The organism is Pseudomonas sp. Marseille-P9899 (genome assembly GCF_903166565.1).
GTDB lineage: Bacteria > Pseudomonadota > Gammaproteobacteria > Pseudomonadales > Pseudomonadaceae > Aquipseudomonas > Aquipseudomonas huaxiensis.
The window spans coordinates 285,229-306,084 of record NZ_CAESCG010000003.1 but is presented as its reverse complement, the minus strand read 5'-3'; the positions used below and the strand labels follow the sequence as shown (position 1 = coordinate 306,084).

Below are 20,856 nucleotides of genomic sequence, written 5' to 3'. Positions count from 1 at the left end.
GCAAGTCTCTAATTCATCCAGGCTCAGGCCACCGCACGCGGTGGATAGACCCGGACAGGCACGAAAGGAATCAGGCAGATCAGCGCCACGGCAATGCACGCCACAACCAGGTAGAGGTCGGCCGAAGCCAGCACCAGCGCCTGTTCATGGATGCGCCGGGCCAGGTTGGCAGCGCTGTCGTCGAGCAAGGGCGCGTTGCCCAGGCTGTCGGTGAGGTGGTTGGAATGGAAATGCCGGCGCAGGGTGCCGAGGGCATCCAGCAGGCCCCCGGCAACCACGGCCGAGAGGCCCTTGACGGTGTTGAACCAGGCCGAGGCGAACGGGCCTTCCTGCGGGCTCATGCCGTTGGTCGCGAGCATCAACAGCGGCAGCACCGCCATCGGCTGGCCGAACACCTGCAGCAGTTGCAGCAGGTAGAAGTTGTCGCGAATCCATTCCGAGGTCAGTTGCGTGCCGCCGAAACAGCTCAGCGCCAGCATCCCCAGGCCCACCGCCAGCACCCAGCGGCAGTCCACCGCGCGGATGTTGCACAGCGCCGCCACCAGCGGCAGCGAGATCAATTGCGGCATCGCCACCAGCAACATCAGCGGGCTGGTCTGGGCCGGGCGGTAGCCCTGGATCTGCGCCAGGTACGCGGACGGAATGCTGATCACCGCCGACAGCACCACCAGCACGCCGGCCAGGGTCACCAGGGCGAAGCTGAGGTTGCGCCGGCCGAGCATGCGCAACTGGAAGAACGGCAGCGGCTCGGACCATTCGTTGAACATGAACAGCACCAGCAACAGCAGGCCGCCGCCCAGCAGCCAGCAGATCAGCGTCGAATCGAACCAGCCCCAGCGGTCACCCAGACTCAGGCCGAGCACCAGCGAGCTGATCGCCGGCAGGCCGAGCAGCACACCGCGCCAGTCCAGTTGGCGGAAGCGTTCCAGGCGCAGCGGGTCTTGCGGCAGGCCCCAACCGACGCAGAACATCGCCAGCGCCGAGGGCAGGATGATTTGCCAGAACGACCATTGCCAGCCGACGTATTCAGTCCACAAGCCGGCCAGCGGCGTGCCCAGGTTGGGGCCGAAGGTGGCGGTCAGGGCGTAGCAGGCCAGGCCGTAGACCTTGATGCCCGGCGGCAGGAAACGCAGCGCCACGCTCATCAACATCGGCGGCAGCGCGCCGGAGGCCAGGCCCTGGAGTATTCGCAGCACCATCAGGCTGTGCAGGTCTGGCGCATAGGGCTGCACCAGCCCGAGCACGGCGAACAGGCCGACCGCGCAGAGGGTGAAGCGGCGCAGGGAAAAGGTCGCCGCCAGCCATGGCGAGAACGCCATCGCCGAGACCGACGCGGCGGCATACACCGCCACCAGCCAGGCGCCTTCGTCGGCGCCGATGCCCATGGCGCCGCGAATATCACCCAGCGAGATCTTGGTGACCATCTCGTTGAGCCCGGCGCAGAGCACCGCCAGCAACACGCCGAACAGCCCGACCACTACCCGCAGGCCGAATGCCTGTTGCGCGGGAGCGGCCGCCACAGGGGCAGCGGCAGGCGCAGCAAGGGGCGCGGTGAGGGACGTCATCAGTAGAAATCTCCAGCAACAAATTGACTGGAGCGAGTCTAGAAACACTGAATGCTTACGAAAACTGACTTCTCGGCAGTTTACAGTTGCACCAAACGCAATCGACGGTTCAAGGGTCGACGCTGCAGCAGGTTTTCAGGGTCTGGCGCAGCCAGCGGTGCGCCGGATCGTTGTGAAAACGCGGGTGCCAGGCTTGCATCACCGTCACCCGTTCCATCGGCAGTGGAATCTCGAACGAACGCAGCGGCAGGCCGAGCCGGGCGACGCTGTTGAGGATGTTCGCCGGCATCGGCAGGATCAGGTCCGACGCCGGCAGCGAGAACATCGCCGAGTGGAAACTCGGCGTGATCAACGCCACCCGCCGCTGCACCTTGAAGTTGGCCAGCTCGACATCGATCGGCCCGTTGGCCCGCCCGCGCCGCGACACGCTGATCTGTGGATAAGCCGCAAAACTCTCCGGCGTGATCTCACTGTCGAAGATCGGGTGATCGCGGCGCACCAGGCCGACATAGACGGTGTGGAACAGGCTCTGCACCTTGATCTCCGGGCCGAGGTCGATGCTCGAACTGATGATCAGGTCGGTGCGCCCGTCGCGCAGCACCACATCGTCATCGCCGCCGGTTTCCGGGACGAAGCGCAGCACCGTGCGCGGCGCCTGCTCGTGCATCTTGCGCAGCAACTGCGCGCCATAGAGGGCGATGAACAGGTCGTTGGTGCGGATATTGAAGGCACGGTCGAGGTTCGGCAGGTCCACCTCATCGCCGCCCCGAAACACCTGCCCGGCCTGCTCCACCAGCACCCGCACCTGCTCCTGCAACGCCAGCGCCCGCGGCGTCGGCACCAGACCGCGGCCGGCGCGGACCAGAATCGGATCACCGAGCGCTTCGCGGATGCGGCTGAGGGTCCGGCTCATGGCTGCCGGGCTCAGGTTCATGCGTTGGGCCGCGCCGACCACACTGCCCTCGTCGAGCAACGCATCGAGGGCGACAAGCAGGTTCATGTCCGGGAGTTGCATGGCCGGGCTCCGTGGTGGCGTGATGGAAACGCGATCTTAGCAGCTCGGCGGATTGCGTCTGGTGCAATGATCCACTGCACGCCGGGCCATTTATTCGGGCGCTGCATCCGGTCGAAAATGCCCTGTCTCCGCCCCAGCCAAGGAACCCGCATGCCCAGCCCGGTACTTATCGCCATCGACGCCTCCCCTGCCTGCGCCAGCCTGCTCGACCTCGCCCGTCGTTACTGCCGCCCGGAACAACATCACCTGCACGTGCTGCTGGCCATCGACGCCACCTTCGCCGTGCACGGTCAACCCGCGGCCTACACCCGCGGCGAAGAAGAGGAATACCCTGCCGCCTGCGAAGAGCAGCACCTGGCTGAACGAGCGGTGCAAGACGCGGTGGCGGTTCTGCGCGAAAGCGGGTTCACCTGTGACGGCAGCGTCGTGGCGGCCGAGCCGGTGGCGGCGATTGTCGACCAGGCCAAGGCACTGGATTGCGAGCTGATCGTCATGGGCCATCGGCATCTGTCGCGGCTGGGGAGGTTGCTGGATCCGTCGGTTAGCGGGAAGGTGATTGACCGGGTGGGGTGTCCGGTGTTGGTGGGGGTTGCTGGCTGAGCGGGTGGATCCTGGGGCTCGTTGATGCATGGGTGGCTACCTCTCACAGGCAATCGCTAACCGCCAGTCACTTGCGATCCTGTGGGAGCGAGCTTGCTCGCGAAGGGCCGCAAAGCGGCCCCAAAACCATCCAGCACGAGGGTGCTGTCTACATCCGGTATTTCTTTCAACCTTCAGGATGCCTCAATGTGAGATCCAGACCATTCAGAGACAATGTGCTGGATTGATTTAGGGCCGCTTTGCGGCCCTTCGCGAGCAAGCTCGCTCCCACAGTTAGCGATTGCCTGCGAAATGTGTACTGAAACCCTCAATCAAGGCTTCACCACCACCGTACAAGTAGTCCCCGCCGCCAGCAGAAACCCGTCTGGCACTTCATCGATATGAATCCGCACCGGCACCCGCTGCGCCAGGCGCACCCAGTTGAACGTCGGGTTCACATCAGCGATCAGTTCGCGGCTCTCGGGGTTGTCGCGGTCGTAGATACCGCGGGAGATGCTCTCCACATGGCCCTTGAGCACTTCGCCGCTCATCATCTGCAACTCGGCTTCGGCGCCCACTTTCACATGGGGCAGTTTGGTTTCTTCGAAGAAGCCGTAAACCCAGAACGAGTTGCTGTCGACCACTGCCATTTTCGCTTCGCCGGTGCGGGCGTAGTCGCCGCGGTGGACGTTGAGGTTGGTGACGTAGCCGTCGACGGTGGCGAGGATGGTGGTGCGTTTGAGGTCGAGTTGCGCCGCCGCCAGTTGAGCCTGCGCCTGTTGGTAATCAGCTTGTGCAGAGTTGGCGATGTTGCTGGCGTCGTCGCGGTTTTCCTTGGAGATCACCAGGTTGTCCATGTCGGCACGGCGGCTGGCGTTGACCTTGCGCATTTCCCAGGTGGCCTTGCGTGAGGCCACCAGCGCTTCAGCCTGGCGCACCGCGACTTCGTAGTGCTCGGGGTCGATGCGCAGCAGTACGTCGCCCTTTTTCACCAACTGGTTGTCCTTCACCGGTACGTCCACCACGTAGCCGGGCACGTCGGCGGCGACGTTGATGATGTCGGCGCGCACCCGGCCGTCGCGGGTCCAGGGCGTGGTCATGTAGCTCACCCAGAGCTGCCGGCCGATGGCCACGGCGGCAAGCAGCACGAGCAAGGTGGCGATCAGGCTGAAAAACTTCTTCATCGACGGGCTCTCAACGGTAAACGGTCAGCGCCATGGCGCCAAACAGGCAGATGAACAGGCACAGGCGCAGCAGCGCCGGGTGCCAGAAAAAACGGTAGCCATCGATGCTCGCGATAAAGCGGTCCAGCCCCCAGGCCAGGACGGCGGCGAACAGGAACATCAGGGTCACGGTCGGCATGTAAAGGCCATGGAAGGCGATTTCACGGAGCATGGGGCAGTCCTTGCGACGGGCCGAGTTCGGCCAGCGGCGATTGAGGGTCGAGCAGGGAGGTCCGGATAAAGTGCAGGTAGCTCTGCACCCGGCGCAGCGCCGAGGTATCGAAGTGGCGGGCGAACGGTTCGTCGGTGGCCTGCACGCGGCTGATGGCGTGGTCCACGGCGATCAGCGCGCGCTCGTGGTTGCTCGCCGTCGGTTGCAGGAACAGCCGCGCCAGCGCCCGGCCCATGACCCGGATCGCCTGACGCCACGGCTGCGACTCGGCGTAGCTCGGGTGCACCGGCAGGATCGCCTGTTCCTTGCGCAGCTCGATAATGGCGTGGCCGACTTCCAGCACCACGAACATCCAGCGCAGCAAGCGGCTCTGCACCAACGGTTGACCCACCGCCAGGCCATAGGCTTGGTGCAGCAGGTCGCGGGTGCGGCTTTCGAAGCCCGAGCCCAGGCCGCGCAGGCGTCCAGTGATGGCGAACAGCACCTGTTCGCGCAGATCCTGCTCCAGGCGGCTCCACAACCAGCGGCTGTTGGGCGGCAGGATGATCGCACCGGCGGCGGCGCAGACCAGCATGCCGATGATCATGCCGATGTAGTCGTTGATGTAGGTGTAGGGGTTGTACACCGTCAGGTTGTTCGGCACCGAGCCGATGGCGAAGAACACCAGCAAGCCGATGCCGTAACCCGCGTAGGCCGGGCGCGAGGCGAGGAAGGCGCCAAGCACGAAGACCGGCGCCAGCACCATGCACAACAGCGGGAAGCCATCGATCCAGGGGAACACGAAGAAGGTTTCGAAGAAGCCGACAAAGGCGCCGAACAGCGTGCCGCAGGCCATCTGGAACGACATGCGCTTGGGGTTCGGCGACGCCGCCGAGAGGCCCACGGTGACGGTCGCGATCAGCGTCATCATGCCGCCGCTGGGCCAGTTGCTGACCAGCCAATAGCTGCCGAGCAGGAGCAACACCGCCGCCGCGCGCACGCCGGCGGCGGCCGACACCAGCCAGTTGGTTTGCGCCACATAGGGCTCGTCCCATTGCTCGCGTTCGTGGTTGTGCGCGGCCAGCGAGGCGTGCGTCTCGGCGTAGCTGTGCATGTCGTCGACGAAGCGGTAAAGCAGCTCGTAGGCGGTATGGAAATCCAGCAGCTCGGTTTCGCTGGGCCCGGTTTCCTCGAAGGCCGCACGCAGGCTGCGCACCTGGGCCGGCAGGCCTTCTTTGTACGCGGCAAGTTCCAGGGTCAGGCGCAGGGCGTCGGCATCAGTCAGGGCACGGCCAACGTAAGGGTCGAGCAGCTCGATGAGGGTTTTCAGGCCCGGTTCGATGGCGCTGACGATCTGCAACGGTCCACGTAGACGCAGGCGTTCGAGCAATTGGTGCAGGGCGTTGTAGCGCGTGGTGATGGCCATGAACTCGCTGTTCATGCGTACCAGCCGGCCGCTGCGGCGGCGCATGTGCGGGTCTTCGAAAGTGGTCACGCTGCGCAGGCTTTCCAGGCCCACCGCCTCGGCGATAAAGCGCACGTTGCTGCTCTCCAGACGATCACGCTGGCTGTCGCCGCGCAGCCCTTCCACCACCACGCCGGCGAACACGCCAAAGCGCTGATACAAGGCGTTGCGCATCGCGGCGCTGGCCGATTGCGGCAGGATCGCAGCGCTGACCAGGGTCGAGATGAAGATCCCCAGGCCGATTTCCAATACCCGCCAGACCGCAGCCATGAAGGCTTGCTGCGGCTGGTCGAGGATCGGCAGGCCGATCATCGCCGCGGTGTAGCCGGCGAGGACGAAGCCATAGGCGCGGAAGGTGCGGTAGCGCATCGCCCCCGCCGAGCACAGGCCGACCCACACCGCCAGGCTGGGCAGAAACAGCTCGGTGTTCTGCGGAAAGATCGCGATCAGCGCCACCATCATCGCCGAGCCGGCCAGGGTGCCGAGCACCCGGTAGAAGCTCTTGGCGAAGACGTGCCCGCTCTGCGGCTGCATGACGATGAACACAGTGATCATCGCCGTGCGCGGCTGCGGCAGTTCCAGGCGCATGGCCAGCCAGAGAGTGGCGAAGGCGGCGACCAGCACCTTGAAGATGTACACCCAGGTCACGCCGTCGGTGCGCGCCCAGTGGAAGAATCCGCGGCGCCACTCAAGCGAGGCCAGCCAGCGGAACGGCAGGGTCAGGGCGTTCATTCGGAGTGATCGGCTTTATCGAAAATCGCCAGGGTGCGGGGTGTCGGGGGAGCGTCCTGTTTGCCGGGCTCGGGCACATCGGTGCCGGCACCGAGGCCGCCGCCCAGCGCCGTGACCAGTCCGGCATAGGCGCTCAGGCGCGCGGCCTGGACCTGCTGCTGGATCATCTGCTGCTTGAACAGCAGGGTCTGGGCGTTGAGCACATTGAGGTAATCGGTCAGGCCGCGCTGGAAGGCGATCATGGCGATGTCGTAGGTCTTCTGCGCGGAGGCCACGGATTCGGCGGCGAAGTGCGCCTGTTCCTTCATCGACTCGCGGCGGATGAGCTGATCGGAAATACCCTTGAGCGCTTCCACCACGGTCTGGTTGTAGCGCGCCACGGCGATGTCGTAACCGGCCGAGGCCACGCCGAGCTGCGAGCGCAGGCGACCGCCGTCGAAGATCGGCAGGCTGATCGCCGGGCCGACGTTGTAGTTGAACTTGCGCCCGGTGAGGAATTCCAGCGGGCCGCCGCCGGTGGCCATGAAGCCGAGGCCGCCGATCAGGTCGACATTGGGGAAGAAGCCGGCATGGGCCACGTCGATGCCACGGGCCTGGGCCGCGACCTGCCAGCGGCTGGCGACCACATCGGGGCGCTGGCCAACCAGCTCCGCCGGCAGCGCCGACGGCAATTTCAGCGGTGCGCCAAGGGACAGTTGCGGACGCTGCAGTTGCGCGCCCTCCCCCGGACCTTTGCCGGCCAGGGCGGCGAGCTGGTTGCGGGCCAGGGCGATTTCTTCATTGAGGGCGTCGAGCTGGCGGTGGGTTTCCGGCAGCGGCGTCTGTGCCTGGCTGATTTCGAACTGGGTGCCGATGCCGCCGGCCAGACGCCGTTCGGCGAGGGCCAGGATCTGTTCCTGCTGAGCCAGTTCGGCCTTGACCACATCGCGCTGGGCAAAATGCAGGGAGAGCTGGATATAAACTCGCACCACGTTGTTCTGCAGTTCGAGCTGGGCCTGGCGGGCCTGGGCCACGCTCATGTGCGCCATGTCCACGGCCTGCTCGCTGGCATTGCGCTCACGACCCCAGAGGTCGAGGGCGTAGCTGAAGCCGAGCGCGGCGTTGTTGTCCCAGGTGTTGGCGCCAGACAAGGCGCCGGGGCCATAGAACTGGTCTTCCGGCCAGTTGTGGCGTTTCAGGCTGGCGTCGCCGTTGACCTGGAGTTTTTCCGCCGACTCGACCACGCCGGCCATGGCCCTGGCCTCGCGCACCCGCGCGGCGGCCATGGCAATGCTCGGGCTGCCGTTCATCGCCAGGGTGATCCAGCGGTCCAGTTGCGGATCGCCATAGGCACGCCACCATTGCTGGTCGGGCCAATGGGCATCGCGCGCGGCTTCGGTAATCGCCGCGTCGGGGGTCAGGTTGTTGGCTTGCAGCGTCTTGCTTTGCGGGGCAATGCCCCAGGTTCCGATACAGCCGCTCAAGGTCAAGCTAAAGGCACAGACACTGAGCGCATTCAGCGCTCTGATGATGCGACGCGGCACAGCTGCGAGTTCCCGACGTAGAGGTGGATGAGGCCGGGCAATTCTAGGGGGCCGCCGCGGTGGCGATAAGCGTGCTTTCCTGCGAATCTTTGTTACCGAATTGGCGATAATCCGGCTTTAGTCGCAAGACCGGCCTGGTTACTTCATGTCACAATTCTGTCGTCTTCCTTGAGAGCGCCCCATGGACACCCTGCAAAACATGCGTGCTTTCAGTTGCGTCGCGCAAGTCGGCAGCTTCACCGCCGCAGCCGTGCAACTGGATACAACCACCGCGAACGTCTCGCGGGCGGTTTCCAATCTTGAAGCGCACCTGCAAACCCGCCTGCTCAACCGCACCACCCGGCGCATCGCGTTGACCGAGGCCGGCAAGCGCTACCTGATGCGCTGCGAGCAGATCCTCACCTATGTCGAGGAAGCCGAGGCCGAGGCCAGCGACGCCCACGCCCGCCCCGCCGGGCAACTGAAAGTGCATTCGATGACCGGCGTCGGCCAGCATTTCGTCATCGACGCGATTGCCCGCTACCGCCAGACCCACCCGGACGTGACCTTCGACCTGACCATGGCCAACCGCGTGCCAGACCTGCTGGACGAAGGCTATGACGTGTCCATCGTGCTGGCCAGCGAGCTGCCGGACTCCGGTTTCGTCTCGCAGCGCCTGGGCATTACCTACAGCATCGTCTGCGCATCGCCTGAGTACGTGGCCCAGCACGGCATCGCGCAGAAACCCTCGGACCTGCTCAAGCACGCCTGCCTGCGCATGGTCAGCCCGGTGATTCCGCTGGAGAAATGGCTGTTCGACGGCCCGGAAGGCCAGGAAGTGGTGAACATCACCCACGCGCCGTTCCAGGTGAACTCCGCCGACGCGATGAAAGCCGCGATCCGCAGCGGCATGGGCGTCGGCGTGCTGCCGATCTACTCGGCAATCGACGGCCTGCGCGACGGCAGCTTGGTGCGGGTGATGCCCGAGTACCGCTTGCAGGAGCTGAACCTGTACGCGATCTACCCGTCGCGGCAGTACCTCGATGCCAAGATCAAGACCTGGGTCGAGTACCTGCGCAACTCCCTGCCGGAAATCCTCGCCGCCCACGAGGCCGACCTGAAGACCCACGAGCTGCGCGTGGCCAACTGAAATCTTGCTGCACAGCGGCGGCGGGGAATGATAGCGTGCTACCCATTCTCCACCGCCCGCAGAGATTTCGCCGATGAAAAAGACCGTCCTTGCCTTCAGTCGCATTACCGCGCCGATGGTCGAACGCCTCCAGCAAGACTTCAATGTGATCGTGCCCAACCCGAAGCTGGGCGACATCGCCGCGCAGTTCAACGAAGCCCTGCCCGAGGCCCACGGCCTGATCGGCGTAGGCCGCAAGCTGGGCCGCGCGCAACTGGAAAACGCCGCGAAACTCGAGGTGGTGTCCAGCGTGTCGGTGGGCTACGACAACTACGACCTGGCCTATTTCAATGAACGCGGCCTGGCCCTGACCAATACCCCGGACGTGCTGACCGAAAGCACCGCCGACCTCGGTTTCGCCCTGATCATGAGCGCTGCCCGGCGCACCGCCGAACTGGACGCCTGGACCAAGGCCGGCCAGTGGCAGGCCACCGTCGGCCCGGCGCAGTTCGGCAGTGACGTGTTCGGCAAGACCCTGGGCATCGTCGGCCTCGGCAACATCGGCGCGGCCATCGCGCGGCGCGGACGTTTCGGCTTCAACATGCCGGTGATCTACGCTGGCAACAGCCGCAAGGAAGCGCTGGAGCAGGAACTGGGCGCGCGCCATGTGAGTCTTGAGCAGTTGCTGGCCGAAGCGGATTTCGTCTGCTTGGTGGTGCCGCTCAGTGCGCAGACCAAACACCTGATCGGCGCGGAACAGCTACAACAGATGAAGCGCAGCGCGTTCCTGATCAACGTGTCCCGCGGGCCGGTGGTGGATGAAGCGGCGCTGGTGGAAGCGTTGCAGAACGGCGTCATTCGCGGCGCGGGGCTGGATGTGTATGAGAAAGAGCCGCTGACCGAATCGCCGCTGTTTGCGTTGAGCAATGCGGTGACCTTGCCCCATGTCGGTTCGGCGACCGCCGAGACCCGCGAAGCCATGGCCAACCGCGCCATCGACAACCTGCGGGCGGCGCTGTTGGGCGAGCGGCCGCGGGATCTGGTGAATCCGCAGGTCTGGAAGTAGTCGCTTAACGCTAATCGCGAGCAAGCTCGCTCCTACAGAGGAACGCGATCCCCTCCCCTGTAGGAGCGAGCTTGCTCGCGAAGGGCTGCAGCGCAGCCCCAGAACCATCCAATACCGTCTCGCTACCTCAACACCGCCTCCGCATTCACCGCCTTGGGCCGAGACTTCCTGAACACCAACACATTCCCCACCATCACCAACACCAGCCCCATCAACGCCGGTGCCGTCCACTGATACCCCTCCACCACCGCCGACACATTCAGCGCCACCAACGGGAACAGCACGGTGCAATACGCCGCCCGCTCCGGCCCCATGCGCCCGACCAGCGTCAGGTACGCGGTAAAGCCGATCACCGACCCCGGAATCACCAGATACAGCAGCGACCCGACGTACTGCGCGCTCCAGTCCATGGCAAACGGAATCCCGCTGACCAGGCAGTACGTCGCCAGCATCCCCGCGCCATAGGCCATGCCCCAGGCGTTGGTAGTCATCGGCCGCAGCCCGGCTTTCTGCTGCACGCTGGAAAGCATGTTCCCCGCCGAGAAACACAGCGTGCCGGCCAGCGCCAGGCCCAAGCCCATCAGGGTTTCATGGCTGGCGGCCTGCCCGGATAGCTCCGGCCAGAACAGCAGCCCCAGCCCGCTCAAACCCAGCGCACCGCCCAACAGCACGTTGGCGGCGATCTTCTGGCCAAAGAACAGCCGCGCATTCAGCGCGTTCCACAGGGTGGCGGTGGAAAACACCACGGCGATCAGCCCGGTGGTGACCCACTGGCTGGCAGTCAGGAAGCACATGAAGTTGACGCAGAACAGGCACAGCCCCTGCGCCACGCAGACCAGATGCCCACGGCGGTTCATCGGTTGCAGCTTGCGTGTCAGCAACAGCACGGCGAACAGCACCAGCGCCGCGAGGGCGAAGCGCCAGACGATGGACACCGGAATGGCCACCACGCCCAGTTGCAGTTTCAGGGCGATCCAGGTGGTGCCCCAGATCAGGACGGTGAGCAGATACAGCGACAGGTTCATGGCAAGCCTCCCAAGGTTGCCGTCAGTGTCCCGCGCCGTTCGGGCGGGCCGCTTGCACAAACTTGCGCTTTTGTCGGGTCAGCCGCTGTCAGACCCGGTTCACAGGCGTAGGATGGCGTCGGAGGTAGCCACCATGACCGCGCTCGATCAGTTACAGGTTTTCAAATCCATGCACGCGTCCCCCCACGCTCGCCTGGAACATAGCGCGCAGCTCGGCGACGGCATGGCCGCGGCCCTGTGGAGCAACCGCCATGACGCCCGCGACTACGAGGCGCCCAGCCACCATACGTTGTCGTGCTACATCGCCGACGGCACCGGCACCTTCCGCCGTGAACGCCCGGCCACCAAAGGCGCCCCGAACAAGCTGTGCATCATGCCGGCCGGCTGCGTCTCGAACTGGGTGGTCAACGGCAACATCCGCCTGGCCCACCTGTACATCAGCGAAGAACAGTTCGCCCTCGGTTGCGTGACCCTGCTCGACCGCGAACCCCGCGAACTGCAACTGCGCGAGGCGGACTTCGTCGAAGACCCGGAGCAGGCACGGCGCTTTCACCAACTGATAACCCTGAACTGGGAAGAACCCGGCGAACGCCTGCTGACCAGCAGCCTGGCCCACGAGATTCTCAGCCACGCAATTCTCAGCGAAGTCGGCTTGCGTGAAGGGCTCAAGCGCAAGGGTGGCCTGGCCGCGCACCAGCGCCGGCAACTGGTGGATTACATCGACAGCCACCTGGAACAGTCCATTGGCCTGAGCGAACTGGCGGCGCTGTGCAACCTGTCCGAATACCATTTTGCGCGGATGTTCCGAGAGAGCTTCGGCCTGCCGCCGCACCAGTACCTGCTGGCCCGGCGCCTGGCCAAGGCACGGCAGTTGCTGGCTTGCGGGGATCTGCCACTGGTTGAAGTGGCGCTGGCGTGCGGGTTTGCCAGCGCCAGTCATTTCAGCAACCGGTTCCGGCAGGCGGTTGGGGCGACGCCGGGGGCTTATCGGTTGGCGTTGCGGTTAGGTTGAAGGGTCTCATCGCTGCATGGGTATCTACACATCTTGCAGGCAATCGCAAACCGTCAGCCACTCGCGGTCCTGTGGGATTCACCGGACGCCGGACCGCCGCGAAGGGCCGCAAAGCGGCCCTAAATCCATCCAGCACACTGTTTCTGGCTGAACTGGTTATCACATTCAAGCGTCCTGGCAGTCGAAAGAAATGCCGGACATAGACCGCCACCTCGTGCGGGATGGTTTTGGGGCCGCTCTGCGGCCCTTCGCGGCGGTCCGGCGTCCGGTGAATCCGCTCCCACAGGTTGGTGAGCTGCGAGATGTGTCAGAACTCCAGCGTGCTCGACAAACTCACCTGCCGCGAATCCCCCACCGCCACAAAGTACCGGTTCACCGCCGAGGTGTAGTAGGTCTTGTCGAACAGGTTCTTCACGTTCAACTGAAAGCGCACTTTGTGCTCGTCCAGCCGGGTCTCGTAGCTGGCGAACGCATCCGCCACGGTGTAGGACGGCAGGTCGAAGTCGTTGACCGGGTTCCCCGCCCGCTCACCCACATAACGCGCGCCCGCGCCCACCCGCAGGCGGTCGCCGCCGAACACGCTGCCGACGTCATACACCGCCGACACCGAGCCACTGTGCTTCGCCACGTTCTGCAAACGGTTGCCCTTGTAATCCGGGTCCTTGGTCACTTCGGCATCGGTGAAGGCGTAGCTGCCGATCAGGCTCCAGCGCTCGCTCAACTGGCCGCTGACATCCACTTCCAGCCCACGGGAACGCACTTCGCCGGCGTTGCTGTAGACGGTGTCACCGGTGGTGGTATCGAAGTTGGAAACCAGCACGTTCTGCTTGGTGATATCGAACAGCGCGACGGTGGCGCTAAGCGAGTCCGGCAGATCGAGCTTGGCGCCCAGTTCCCAGGACTTGCCCTCTTCCGGCGCAATCGCCGAGTCCAGCACCAGGCCGCCGGTCAGCGGGGCGATGCTGGAGTTGGGTTTGAACGATTCGCTGTAGCTGCCATAGAACGACAGGGTGTCATCGACGCGATAGACCACGCCGGCATGCGGCGTCCAGGCCTGGTCCTGGTTGTTGGTGTTGGCCTTGAACGGGCGACCGCGACCGGCGAGCTGGTCGTAGGTCTGCCAGCGCGCACCCGCCACCAGAATCCAGTGCTCGTCCAGGTGGAGGGAGTCCTGGAAGAAGATCGAGTCGTTGCGCAGTTTGTCGGTCTGGTCGCTGTCGGTGGCACGAACGGTGGTGCCCTCGACTTCACGGCCATACACCGGATTGAGGTAGCTGAAGGTGCTGCGGCTGGTCTGGCGGATCAGGTCGGAGCGGTAGATCTTGCGGTACTCGCTGTCGACGCCGAACAGCAGGTCGTTCTGCAAGCCGGCGATCTGCACCTTGCCGTCGAAGCTGAGGGTGGCGAAGCGGTCGGTGCTCAGCGAGCCACGGGTGCCGTCGATGCTGCGGGTCAGGGTGCCGGCGGTGGTATTCACGCCGGTCACGCGGACCTGGCTGGCGTCATAGGTTTCGCGGTTGAAGCTGTAGCCGAAGTGGGCTTTCCAGTCATCGGAAAACTGGTGGTCGATTTCCAGCCGGTACAGGTCGGAGCGGCCTTCCATATCATTGAACGGCTCATCCAGGCGACGCTCGCGAGGGATGTTCAGCGCGCGATTGGTGCGCGGGTCGATCGCGGTGCCACGGTCGAACGGGTAGAGGAACTCGCGGTGCTCGTAGGCCAGTTGCACCTGGGTGTTTTCGCCGTACCAGGCCAGCGACGGCGCTACCAGCGATTCGCGGTGCACGCCAAAATTGCGCCAGTAATCTTCGTCTTCGTGGTCCAGCACCATCCGGTAGGCCAGCCCGCTGTCGCCCAGCGCGCCGGTGCTGTCGATGCCGCCGCCGCTGCCGTTCTTGCCGTCGCCGTAGGTCGAGCCACGCAGGTTGATGGCGTTGTAGCTCTGCAGTTGCGGACGCTTGCTGACCACGTTGATCACCCCGCCCGGGTCCTGGATGCCGTACAGCAGCGAGGCCGGGCCCTTGAGCACTTCGACCCGCTCGGTGGTGGCATTGAGGCTGCGGCCCTGCACGATGGGCATGCCGTCGCGCATGATCGAGCCGTCGCGGTTGTCGCCGAAGCCGCGCTTCATCACGGTGTCGGAGGTGCCGCCGAAGTTGTTGCCCTGGGTGATGCCGCTGACGTTGTACAGCGCGTCGTCGAGGTTGCGCGGGGTCTGGTCCTTGAGCACCTGCTCCGGCACGACGTTGATGGCGTGAGGGATTTCCATGCTCGACGCCGCGCCGCGCATGATCGAGCTGGTCTCCGGCTGGCGGTAGCTGCCAACGCCGTCACGCTGCGAAGAGACGGTGGTGGCGTCCAGGTTCAGGGCACCAGCATCGCGGGCCAGCGGTTCGAGGGTCAGGGTGCGGGCGTTGATCCGGCGGTAGCCGTAGCCGGAATTCGCCAGCAGGCGTTGCAGGGCCTGTTCGGCGCTGAGGCGGCCATTGAGTGCGGGCGCTTGCAGGTTCGGCAGATCGACGGTGTAGACCACACTCAGCCCGGTCACCCGGCTGAAATCGCTCAGGGCGTGGGGCAACGGCTTGCCCGGCTGGTCGAACGCGTAGACCTGCTCGACCTGCTCGGCGGCGAACGCCGGAACCGCGCAGGCAGCCATAAGCCCCGCCGCCACACCGATTGAAATGCTGTGAACCACCGCCGATCTTGCCTTCATGCCGATGAACCTGTGAGAGAGAAGCTTTCATATATGCGAATCAATCGCACTTCCACTCACTACACGGACGCCGTCGCGGGATACCTCACCTGAATCTGAAAATATTTTTTCAGCGCAGCAACGTGACCCGCCCGAGCAGGGTGTGACGCTGGAATCCGGCTACCGCGCCGAGGGCATCGAGGGCCGCCAGCGGGTCGTTGCTGGGGAAGCTGCCGCTGACCTTGCGCGTCGCCAGTTCATCGCCGAGCAGGACGATGCGCCCCGGGTAATAACGGGCGAGGTCGTCCACCACCTGGCCCAGCGGCGCCTGGTAATAATTCAGCCAGCCTTGGCGCCAGGCCAGGCGGCTTTCGCTGTCGACACCGTGGACAGTGCCGGCGCTGCCGTCGCGGTAATTCACTTGCTGACTGGCGCCGAGCACCTGCTGCGGCTGGCCTTCGGCGGCGGTAACGCCGACCCGGCCAGAGAGCACCGTGACCTCGGCGCCTTCCTGCTGCCGACGGACTTCGAAGCGCGTGCCCAGCACCTCGGTGCGGCCGCCCTCGGCTTCGACGATAAATGGTTCGCCGGTATGGCTGACCTGGAAGAACACCGCGCCGCGGTGCAGTTCGATACGGCGCTGGCCCTGGCTGAAATCGACGCTGATGGCGGTGTCGGCATCCAGCACGAGCTGCGAGTTGTCTGCCAGGGTCACCTGGCGGATCTGGCCGACGTCGGCCACATAGTCCGCGCCGAGGTCGCGCAACCAGTCGCCGGGATGCCAACCGGCGCCGACGCTGACCATCAACACCACCGCTGCCGCCGCGGCCAGTCCGCCAACACGCCGGCCGATCCGCGACCCGGGTGCCGCAGCGGGCCGATCCATGGCGCGCAGGTACGCCTGCAACGCCGCGTCTTCTTCCTGCGCCAGCCGCGCCGCCGGTTCCGCGCTGCGCTGCCATAGCGCCTGGGCCTCGCGATAGGCCCGCGCGTGCGCAGGATCAGCCAGCAGCCAGCGCTTGAAGGCGGCGCCGTCGGCCAGCGCCGGCTGCCCGCTGATGCGGGTCAGCCAGTCGAGGGCCATCTGCTGCTGTTGGGGAGTGGCTGAAGCGTTCATCGCGGCGCGGTTCCAGGCTTGCGGGGCAGCTCGGGCTCTGCGGCGACACTCGCCTTGCAGGCCTCGAGGGCCCGCATCATATGTTTTTCCACCGCGCTTTGGGACACCTGCATGACCTTGGCGATCTCGCTGTAGGTGCGGCCGTGAATGCGGTTGAGCAAGAAGATGTGCCGGGTGCGCTCGGGCAATTCCCGCAGCGCCGCCTCGATCCGGCGCAGGTCGCTGTCGGCTTCGAGCGCGGCCTGGGGCTCGCTTTCCAGCGTCTGTTGAATGGGTTCGGGCAGGTTGTCGTTGATCCGCTCGCGAGCGCCTTCACTGCGCAGGTGGTCGATGGCGATATTGCCGGCGCAGCGCATCAGGTAGCTGTCCAGCGATTCAACCTCGACCTGCGGCCGACGCCAGAAGCGCAGGAACAGCTCCTGCACCAGATCGGCCGCCGTGGCCCGGCAACCGACTCGCCGGCTGACCAGGCTTTCCATGCGCGCACGCTGGGCCAGGAACACCTGGAGAAAGCGCGCGCGGGCCGGGGCGTCGGTGGACGGCGGGTCGAGGGGTTCGCTCATCGGTTCAGATCAGCCCCAGTGCGGAAAACGGCGCCAGCAACAGGCTCGCCGCCGCCAGCCCCAGCAGCCAGCGCGGCCGGTACGGCAAGGCGAACACCCACAGGCACAGGCCGGCCATCAGCACGCCGGACAATTCGACCAGGCCCATCGCCCAGCCGCTGTGATGCACCGCGGCGGCCAGGGCCAACGCCATCAACAGCCAGCCGGCGACACGCAGCCCCTTGAGCTGGCGCGGGGTCGGTTTGCGTCCGAGCAGGTCGCTGAAATGCTTTTCCATGGCCAGGCACAAAGCAGCAGAACCGGCGAAGGCAAACAGGGCAATGGCCAGCATCAGTGCACCTCCACTTCACGGGTGGCTACCGGTGCGGCCTTCGCCGCTTTCGGCGTGCGCTTTGGCGCCTGCACCGGTGGGCGCAGCATCTTGCTGGCGGTCCAGGCGAAGAACAGGCCGCAACCCAGGGCCGTCAGGTCGAAGCCGGCCATGCCCCAGTCGCCAGCAGCCAGCGAGTGATTGAGGCCGGCGTCGGTGGTCAGGCCGTTGAGCAGCGGCAGCCCGCCCCAGGCCAGCGCCGCCAGCGCCAGTTGTTCGCCCCAGGCTTTGCGGCCCGGTCGCAGCAGCGCATGCAGCAAGCCCAGCAGCCAGACGCCGAAGAAGGCGTTCACCTCCCAGCCGGAGCGCCCTTCCAGCGCCACCGGCAACAGGCGGTTGGCCCAGAAGAACCCGGCGATCCCGAGAATCAGCCCGCTCATGCTGGCAATGTTCAGCACTTCCACCAGCCGCAGTTCGAACGGCTGGGTGCCGCTTTTCGCGTGCTTGAGCTGGCGCTTGCCCAGCCACATCACCAGGCCGGTGCCGATCACCGCCGTGCCGGCCAGGCCGAAGAAGAAGTACAGCCAGCGCAGCAGCGGCCCGGCGAACTCGCCCATGTGCAGACCGTAGAAACCACCGGCGATCAGCACCGGTGCCGGGTTGGCCAGTTCGCTGTAGGCCAGGGTGCCACCAGCGCCCTCGACCACCCAGCCAACACCGCGCTGACGGGCAATGTGCGCGCCGGTTTCGGGGATGAAACGAATTCGCGCATTGAGGTCGCCCGGCTGCTGCACTTCGACCCAGCCGATGGAGCTGCCCGGCGCGGCTTCGACGATCTTGTGGTGCAGCGCCGCCAGCGACTGCAACGGCACCGGCTGGTTGGCCCGCTCGATGGTGGGCTGCGGACCGAACACCTCGTTGAAGAACGCCCGGGTGTCGTTGCCATAGCTGGCGAGGATGCTCGCCGGCATGACCATGGACATGAAGATCACCAGGCTGCTGTAGCTGATCATCAGGTGGAAGGGCAGCACCAGCACGCCGATCGCGTTGTGCCCGTCGAGCCAGGAACGCTGGCCCTTGCCGGGGCGGAAGGTGAAGAACTCCTTGAAGATCTTCTTGTGGGTGATGATCCCGGTCACCAGCCCCACCAGCATCATCAGCGCGGCGAAGGTGGACAGCCAGCGGCCCCACGGGTACGGCATTTCCAACTGGAAATGGAAGCGGTAGAAGAACTCGCCGCCCAGGCTGTCACGCGGGGTGATTTCGGCGCCGCTGGCAGGATCAAGGGTCTTTTCGGTGAAGTCGCGCCGCCCGGCGCCGGGCGCGCGCCAACCCAGCGTCAGCGCCGGCTCGCGGGCGTGCGGCAACTGGATGAACCAACTGCCGGCATCGGCGGCGTTGCGTTGCAGGTAATCCTGGGCCATCGCCAGACTGGCGGCGCCGTCGAGCGGGCGCACCGGGATTTCCGGCTGGCTCCAGTGGGTGATCTCGGACTTGAAGTAAGACATCGTGCCAGTCAGGAAAATCGCGAACAGCAGCCAGCCGAAAATCAGTCCGGCCCAGGTGTGCAGCCAGGCCATGGCCTGGCGAAAGCCCTCTTTCATGCGTTGGTCACCCACCACGTCAGTCCGTTGATCACCCCCAACACCGCACTCGGCGCCAGCACGCCGAACCAGGCCAGCCACGCACTGCGCGCAGCAAAGACCCAGATGAACGCCCCCAGGTAAAACAGGAACGACAGCATCATCCCGCTGAGCACCGCTTCGGCCCGGGGAATCGGCAGCAGCAGGCTGAAACAGACGCTGGCCATCGCCGCCAGCAGGTAGCCGCCGAGCAGCGCCGCGAGGCAGCGAGACGCCACGGCCATGCGGTAACTCAAGGGCAGCCCGGCGGCTTTGCTTTTCATGAGGGAGATTCCAGGGCGGAAAAGGCCGCCAATATAAATGATAAGGATTCTCACAAGCAAAACTGTCTGACCGACGCCCTCGCGACGTGATTCCTGCAGACCGCCAGTCAACGTCCGATTGCCGAATTCCGGCTTTCACTCATACAATGCGAATTATTCTTATTCTGTTGCGCATCCCGGCGCCGGAGTGTCCACGGTGCCCAGTGCCCCAACCGCCCTGTCTTCCTCGGTCGAAGGTCTTTACCACGATCACCACCACTGGCTGACCGGCTGGTTGCGGCGCCGTCTCGGCTGCCCGGACAGCGCCGCAGACCTCGCGCAAGACACCTTCATGCGCCTGCTCCAGGCCCGCGAAGCGCCAGCGCCGAACGAGCCGCGGGCGTTCCTCACCACCGTGGCCAAGCGCGTGCTGTTCAACCACTACCGCCGCCAGGAGCTGGAGCGCGCCTACCTGCTGGCGCTGGCGCAACTGCCGGAAGAGGTCGCGCCGTCGGAAGAACACCGGGCGATCATCTTCGACACGCTGCTGGAACTGGACCGCCTGCTCGACGGCCTGCCGGCGCAGGTCAAGCGCGCCTTCCTGCTGGCCCAGGTCGACGGCCTGACCTACAACGAAATCGCCGCGCAACTGGGGATTTCCCTGGCCACGGTCAAACGCCATCTGAACAAGGCCGCCCTGCGCTGCTATTTCGCCCTGTGAACACACCCAATCCCGCGTTTTCCCATCAAGTGGCCGAGCAGGCCGTGCACTGGCTGATCGAACTCCAGGGCGGCACGCTGGATCACCGTCAGCAACTGGCCATGGAGCGCTGGTTGCAGGCCAGCGAAGAACATCGCCGGGCGTGGGCGCATATCCAGCGGGTCAACCAGCGTTTGGGCGGACTGTCCTCGCCGCTGGCCCATGCCACCTTGCAGGCGCCCGCCTCGGCCAGCCGTCGTCGTGCGCTGAAAATGCTGTTGTTGCTGGGCGCCGGCAGCGCCGTCGGGTTCGGCCTGCAGGCCAACCACACTCTGACACCGCTGCTGGCCGACTACCGCAGCCCGCTGGGCCAGCGCCGGCAAATGCGCCTGGACGACGGCAGCCAACTGCACCTGAACACCGCCAGCGCCGCCGATGTGCGTTTCGACGCCGAGCAGCGCCTGATTCACCTGCTCGAAGGCGAGTTGCTGCTAACCGTGGCCAATGACAGTCGCCCGTTGCGGGTACAGACCGACGACGGCCTGCTGGACCTTTCCGCCGGGCGCTTCAACGTTCGCCAGTGGTCGCGGCACAGCAGCGTGGCGGTGTTTCAGGGCAGCGCCGGCCTTGATGGTGCGTTGCTGGAAAGCGGCCGCCAGGCCCGCTTCGACGCCAGCGGCTGGAGCGCCAGACGCCCGCTGGACGCCAACAGCGGCGCCTGGGTCGACGGCATGCTGGTGGCCGCGCATATGCCGCTGGGCGAATTCCTCGACGAACTGGGTCGCTACCGTCGCGGGCAGCTCAATTGCGATCCGAAGGTCGCGGGGTTGCTGGTGTCGGGGAGTTATCCACTGGCGGACAGCGAGCGGATTCTGGATCTGCTGGAAGTGGCGTTGCCGGTCCGGGTGAAGCGGTTTACGCGGTATTGGGTGACGGTGGAAGGCCGGGCCTGATGGGTAATGCCTGTCAGTTAAACCCATTGGGGCCGCTTTGCGGCCCTTCGCGACGGTTCGGCGCCCCGACAAGCTCGCTCCCACAGGATCCTGGCCAAGGTGCAAGTGTGTGGGAGCGAGCTTGTCGGGGCGCCGAACCGTCGCGAAGGGCTGCAAAGCAGCCCCAACATAG

19 protein-coding genes are annotated in these 20,856 nt (G+C 65.4%); 6 read left to right on the top strand and 13 right to left on the bottom strand.

Translation table 11 applies throughout. From position 1 onward, the window contains the following. Window positions 1-23: 23 nt before the first annotated feature. A complete protein-coding gene (locus HWV67_RS17230) occupies window positions 24-1,565 on the bottom strand; it encodes an MFS transporter (RefSeq protein ID WP_175652107.1) in 1,542 nt (513 codons plus the stop codon). Window positions 1,566-1,674: 109 nt separating this feature from the next. Further along, complete coding sequence (locus HWV67_RS17225) at window positions 1,675-2,580, bottom strand: LysR family transcriptional regulator (protein WP_110969690.1); 906 nt, start codon at window positions 2,578-2,580, stop codon at window positions 1,675-1,677. Between the two features lie 150 nt (window positions 2,581-2,730). Here HWV67_RS17225 and HWV67_RS17220 point away from each other — a divergent pair, with 150 nt between their 5' ends. Continuing rightward, window positions 2,731-3,180 carry a universal stress protein gene (locus tag HWV67_RS17220; protein WP_175652106.1) on the top strand — a complete coding sequence of 150 codons (450 nt, stop codon included), beginning with the start codon at window positions 2,731-2,733 and terminating at the stop codon, window positions 3,178-3,180. A 311-nt stretch (window positions 3,181-3,491) separates the two neighbouring features. On the opposite strand, the gene HWV67_RS17215 is transcribed toward HWV67_RS17220, so the two are convergent. From HWV67_RS17215 to HWV67_RS17200, 4 genes are read right to left on the bottom strand one after another with little or no spacing between them, the layout of a single operon-like run. Next, window positions 3,492-4,343: an efflux RND transporter periplasmic adaptor subunit gene (locus tag HWV67_RS17215; RefSeq protein WP_175652105.1), complete on the bottom strand. Its 852-nt coding sequence runs from the start codon at window positions 4,341-4,343 to the stop codon at window positions 3,492-3,494. Between the two features lie 10 nt (window positions 4,344-4,353). Next, window positions 4,354-4,554: a DUF1656 domain-containing protein gene (locus HWV67_RS17210; protein ID WP_175652104.1), complete on the bottom strand. Its 201-nt coding sequence runs from the start codon at window positions 4,552-4,554 to the stop codon at window positions 4,354-4,356. Continuing rightward, window positions 4,544-6,730, bottom strand: a complete 2,187-nt coding sequence (locus HWV67_RS17205; RefSeq protein ID WP_175652103.1) for an FUSC family protein — start codon at window positions 6,728-6,730, stop codon at window positions 4,544-4,546. Before HWV67_RS17205 ends, HWV67_RS17210 begins: the two co-directional genes overlap by 11 nt. Beyond that, window positions 6,727-8,253 carry an efflux transporter outer membrane subunit gene (locus HWV67_RS17200; protein WP_175652102.1) on the bottom strand — a complete coding sequence of 509 codons (1,527 nt, stop codon included), beginning with the start codon at window positions 8,251-8,253 and terminating at the stop codon, window positions 6,727-6,729. The genes HWV67_RS17205 and HWV67_RS17200 overlap by 4 nt, the downstream gene beginning before the upstream one ends. Before the next feature lie 181 nt (window positions 8,254-8,434). Here HWV67_RS17200 and HWV67_RS17195 point away from each other — a divergent pair, with 181 nt between their 5' ends. Together HWV67_RS17195 and HWV67_RS17190 are read left to right on the top strand one after the other, a co-directional pair. After that, on the top strand, window positions 8,435-9,382 hold the full coding sequence (locus tag HWV67_RS17195) for a LysR family transcriptional regulator (protein ID WP_110969684.1): 948 nt from the start codon (window positions 8,435-8,437) through the stop codon (window positions 9,380-9,382). 73 nt (window positions 9,383-9,455) lie between these two features. Continuing rightward, the gene (locus tag HWV67_RS17190; protein ID WP_175652101.1) at window positions 9,456-10,427 is read left to right on the top strand and encodes a 2-hydroxyacid dehydrogenase; all 972 of its coding nucleotides are present in this window, start codon (window positions 9,456-9,458) and stop codon (window positions 10,425-10,427) included. Window positions 10,428-10,549: 122 nt separating this feature from the next. Here the strand turns inward: HWV67_RS17190 and HWV67_RS17185 are convergent, their stop codons facing one another. Then, complete coding sequence (locus tag HWV67_RS17185; protein WP_175652100.1) at window positions 10,550-11,452, bottom strand: DMT family transporter; 903 nt, start codon at window positions 11,450-11,452, stop codon at window positions 10,550-10,552. Between the two features lie 133 nt (window positions 11,453-11,585). Between HWV67_RS17185 and HWV67_RS17180 the strand changes: the two genes are divergently transcribed. Next, complete coding sequence (locus HWV67_RS17180; RefSeq protein ID WP_175652099.1) at window positions 11,586-12,464, top strand: helix-turn-helix domain-containing protein; 879 nt, start codon at window positions 11,586-11,588, stop codon at window positions 12,462-12,464. 307 nt (window positions 12,465-12,771) lie between these two features. Here the strand turns inward: HWV67_RS17180 and HWV67_RS17175 are convergent, their stop codons facing one another. The 6 genes from HWV67_RS17175 to HWV67_RS17150 all read right to left on the bottom strand — a co-directional run bounded on the left by HWV67_RS17175 (window position 12,772) and on the right by HWV67_RS17150 (window position 19,052). Then, on the bottom strand, window positions 12,772-15,177 hold the full coding sequence (locus HWV67_RS17175) for a TonB-dependent siderophore receptor (protein ID WP_175652098.1): 2,406 nt from the start codon (window positions 15,175-15,177) through the stop codon (window positions 12,772-12,774). A 109-nt stretch (window positions 15,178-15,286) separates the two neighbouring features. Next, a complete protein-coding gene (locus HWV67_RS17170) occupies window positions 15,287-16,273 on the bottom strand; it encodes a FecR family protein (protein WP_175652097.1) in 987 nt (328 codons plus the stop codon). Further along, on the bottom strand, window positions 16,270-16,836 hold the full coding sequence (locus HWV67_RS17165; protein ID WP_175652096.1) for an RNA polymerase sigma factor: 567 nt from the start codon (window positions 16,834-16,836) through the stop codon (window positions 16,270-16,272). The genes HWV67_RS17170 and HWV67_RS17165 overlap by 4 nt, the downstream gene beginning before the upstream one ends. Window positions 16,837-16,840: 4 nt before the next feature. Next, window positions 16,841-17,167 (bottom strand): DUF3325 domain-containing protein, encoded by a 327-nt coding sequence (locus tag HWV67_RS17160; RefSeq protein ID WP_175652095.1) that lies wholly within the window; start codon window positions 17,165-17,167, stop codon window positions 16,841-16,843. After that, a complete protein-coding gene (locus tag HWV67_RS17155) occupies window positions 17,167-18,750 on the bottom strand; it encodes a PepSY-associated TM helix domain-containing protein (RefSeq protein WP_175652468.1) in 1,584 nt (527 codons plus the stop codon). Before HWV67_RS17155 ends, HWV67_RS17160 begins: the two co-directional genes overlap by 1 nt. Further along, entirely contained in the window at window positions 18,747-19,052 is a 306-nt protein-coding gene (locus tag HWV67_RS17150; protein WP_175652094.1) for a DUF3649 domain-containing protein, read from the bottom strand. Before HWV67_RS17150 ends, HWV67_RS17155 begins: the two co-directional genes overlap by 4 nt. Window positions 19,053-19,248: 196 nt before the next feature. Between HWV67_RS17150 and HWV67_RS17145 the strand changes: the two genes are divergently transcribed. Beyond that, window positions 19,249-19,752, top strand: a complete 504-nt coding sequence (locus tag HWV67_RS17145; RefSeq protein ID WP_175652093.1) for a sigma-70 family RNA polymerase sigma factor — start codon at window positions 19,249-19,251, stop codon at window positions 19,750-19,752. Then, on the top strand, window positions 19,749-20,684 hold the full coding sequence (locus HWV67_RS17140) for a FecR domain-containing protein (protein WP_256680145.1): 936 nt from the start codon (window positions 19,749-19,751) through the stop codon (window positions 20,682-20,684). Before HWV67_RS17145 ends, HWV67_RS17140 begins: the two co-directional genes overlap by 4 nt. Window positions 20,685-20,856 lie beyond the last annotated feature (172 nt).

Coding starts and splice junctions, on each gene's coding strand:
- HWV67_RS17230 (WP_175652107.1), bottom strand. CDS start 1,565: ATGACGTCCCTCACCGCGCCCCTTGCTGCGCCTGCCGCTGCCCCTGTG.
- HWV67_RS17225 (WP_110969690.1), bottom strand. CDS start 2,580: ATGCAACTCCCGGACATGAACCTGCTTGTCGCCCTCGATGCGTTGCTC.
- HWV67_RS17220 (WP_175652106.1), top strand. CDS start 2,731: ATGCCCAGCCCGGTACTTATCGCCATCGACGCCTCCCCTGCCTGCGCC.
- HWV67_RS17215 (WP_175652105.1), bottom strand. CDS start 4,343: ATGAAGAAGTTTTTCAGCCTGATCGCCACCTTGCTCGTGCTGCTTGCC.
- HWV67_RS17210 (WP_175652104.1), bottom strand. CDS start 4,554: ATGCTCCGTGAAATCGCCTTCCATGGCCTTTACATGCCGACCGTGACC.
- HWV67_RS17205 (WP_175652103.1), bottom strand. CDS start 6,730: ATGAACGCCCTGACCCTGCCGTTCCGCTGGCTGGCCTCGCTTGAGTGG.
- HWV67_RS17195 (WP_110969684.1), top strand. CDS start 8,435: ATGGACACCCTGCAAAACATGCGTGCTTTCAGTTGCGTCGCGCAAGTC.
- HWV67_RS17190 (WP_175652101.1), top strand. CDS start 9,456: ATGAAAAAGACCGTCCTTGCCTTCAGTCGCATTACCGCGCCGATGGTC.
- HWV67_RS17185 (WP_175652100.1), bottom strand. CDS start 11,452: ATGAACCTGTCGCTGTATCTGCTCACCGTCCTGATCTGGGGCACCACC.
- HWV67_RS17180 (WP_175652099.1), top strand. CDS start 11,586: ATGACCGCGCTCGATCAGTTACAGGTTTTCAAATCCATGCACGCGTCC.
- HWV67_RS17175 (WP_175652098.1), bottom strand. CDS start 15,177: ATGAAGGCAAGATCGGCGGTGGTTCACAGCATTTCAATCGGTGTGGCG.
- HWV67_RS17170 (WP_175652097.1), bottom strand. CDS start 16,273: ATGAACGCTTCAGCCACTCCCCAACAGCAGCAGATGGCCCTCGACTGG.
- HWV67_RS17165 (WP_175652096.1), bottom strand. CDS start 16,836: ATGAGCGAACCCCTCGACCCGCCGTCCACCGACGCCCCGGCCCGCGCG.
- HWV67_RS17160 (WP_175652095.1), bottom strand. CDS start 17,167: ATGCTGGCCATTGCCCTGTTTGCCTTCGCCGGTTCTGCTGCTTTGTGC.
- HWV67_RS17155 (WP_175652468.1), bottom strand. CDS start 18,750: ATGAAAGAGGGCTTTCGCCAGGCCATGGCCTGGCTGCACACCTGGGCC.
- HWV67_RS17150 (WP_175652094.1), bottom strand. CDS start 19,052: ATGAAAAGCAAAGCCGCCGGGCTGCCCTTGAGTTACCGCATGGCCGTG.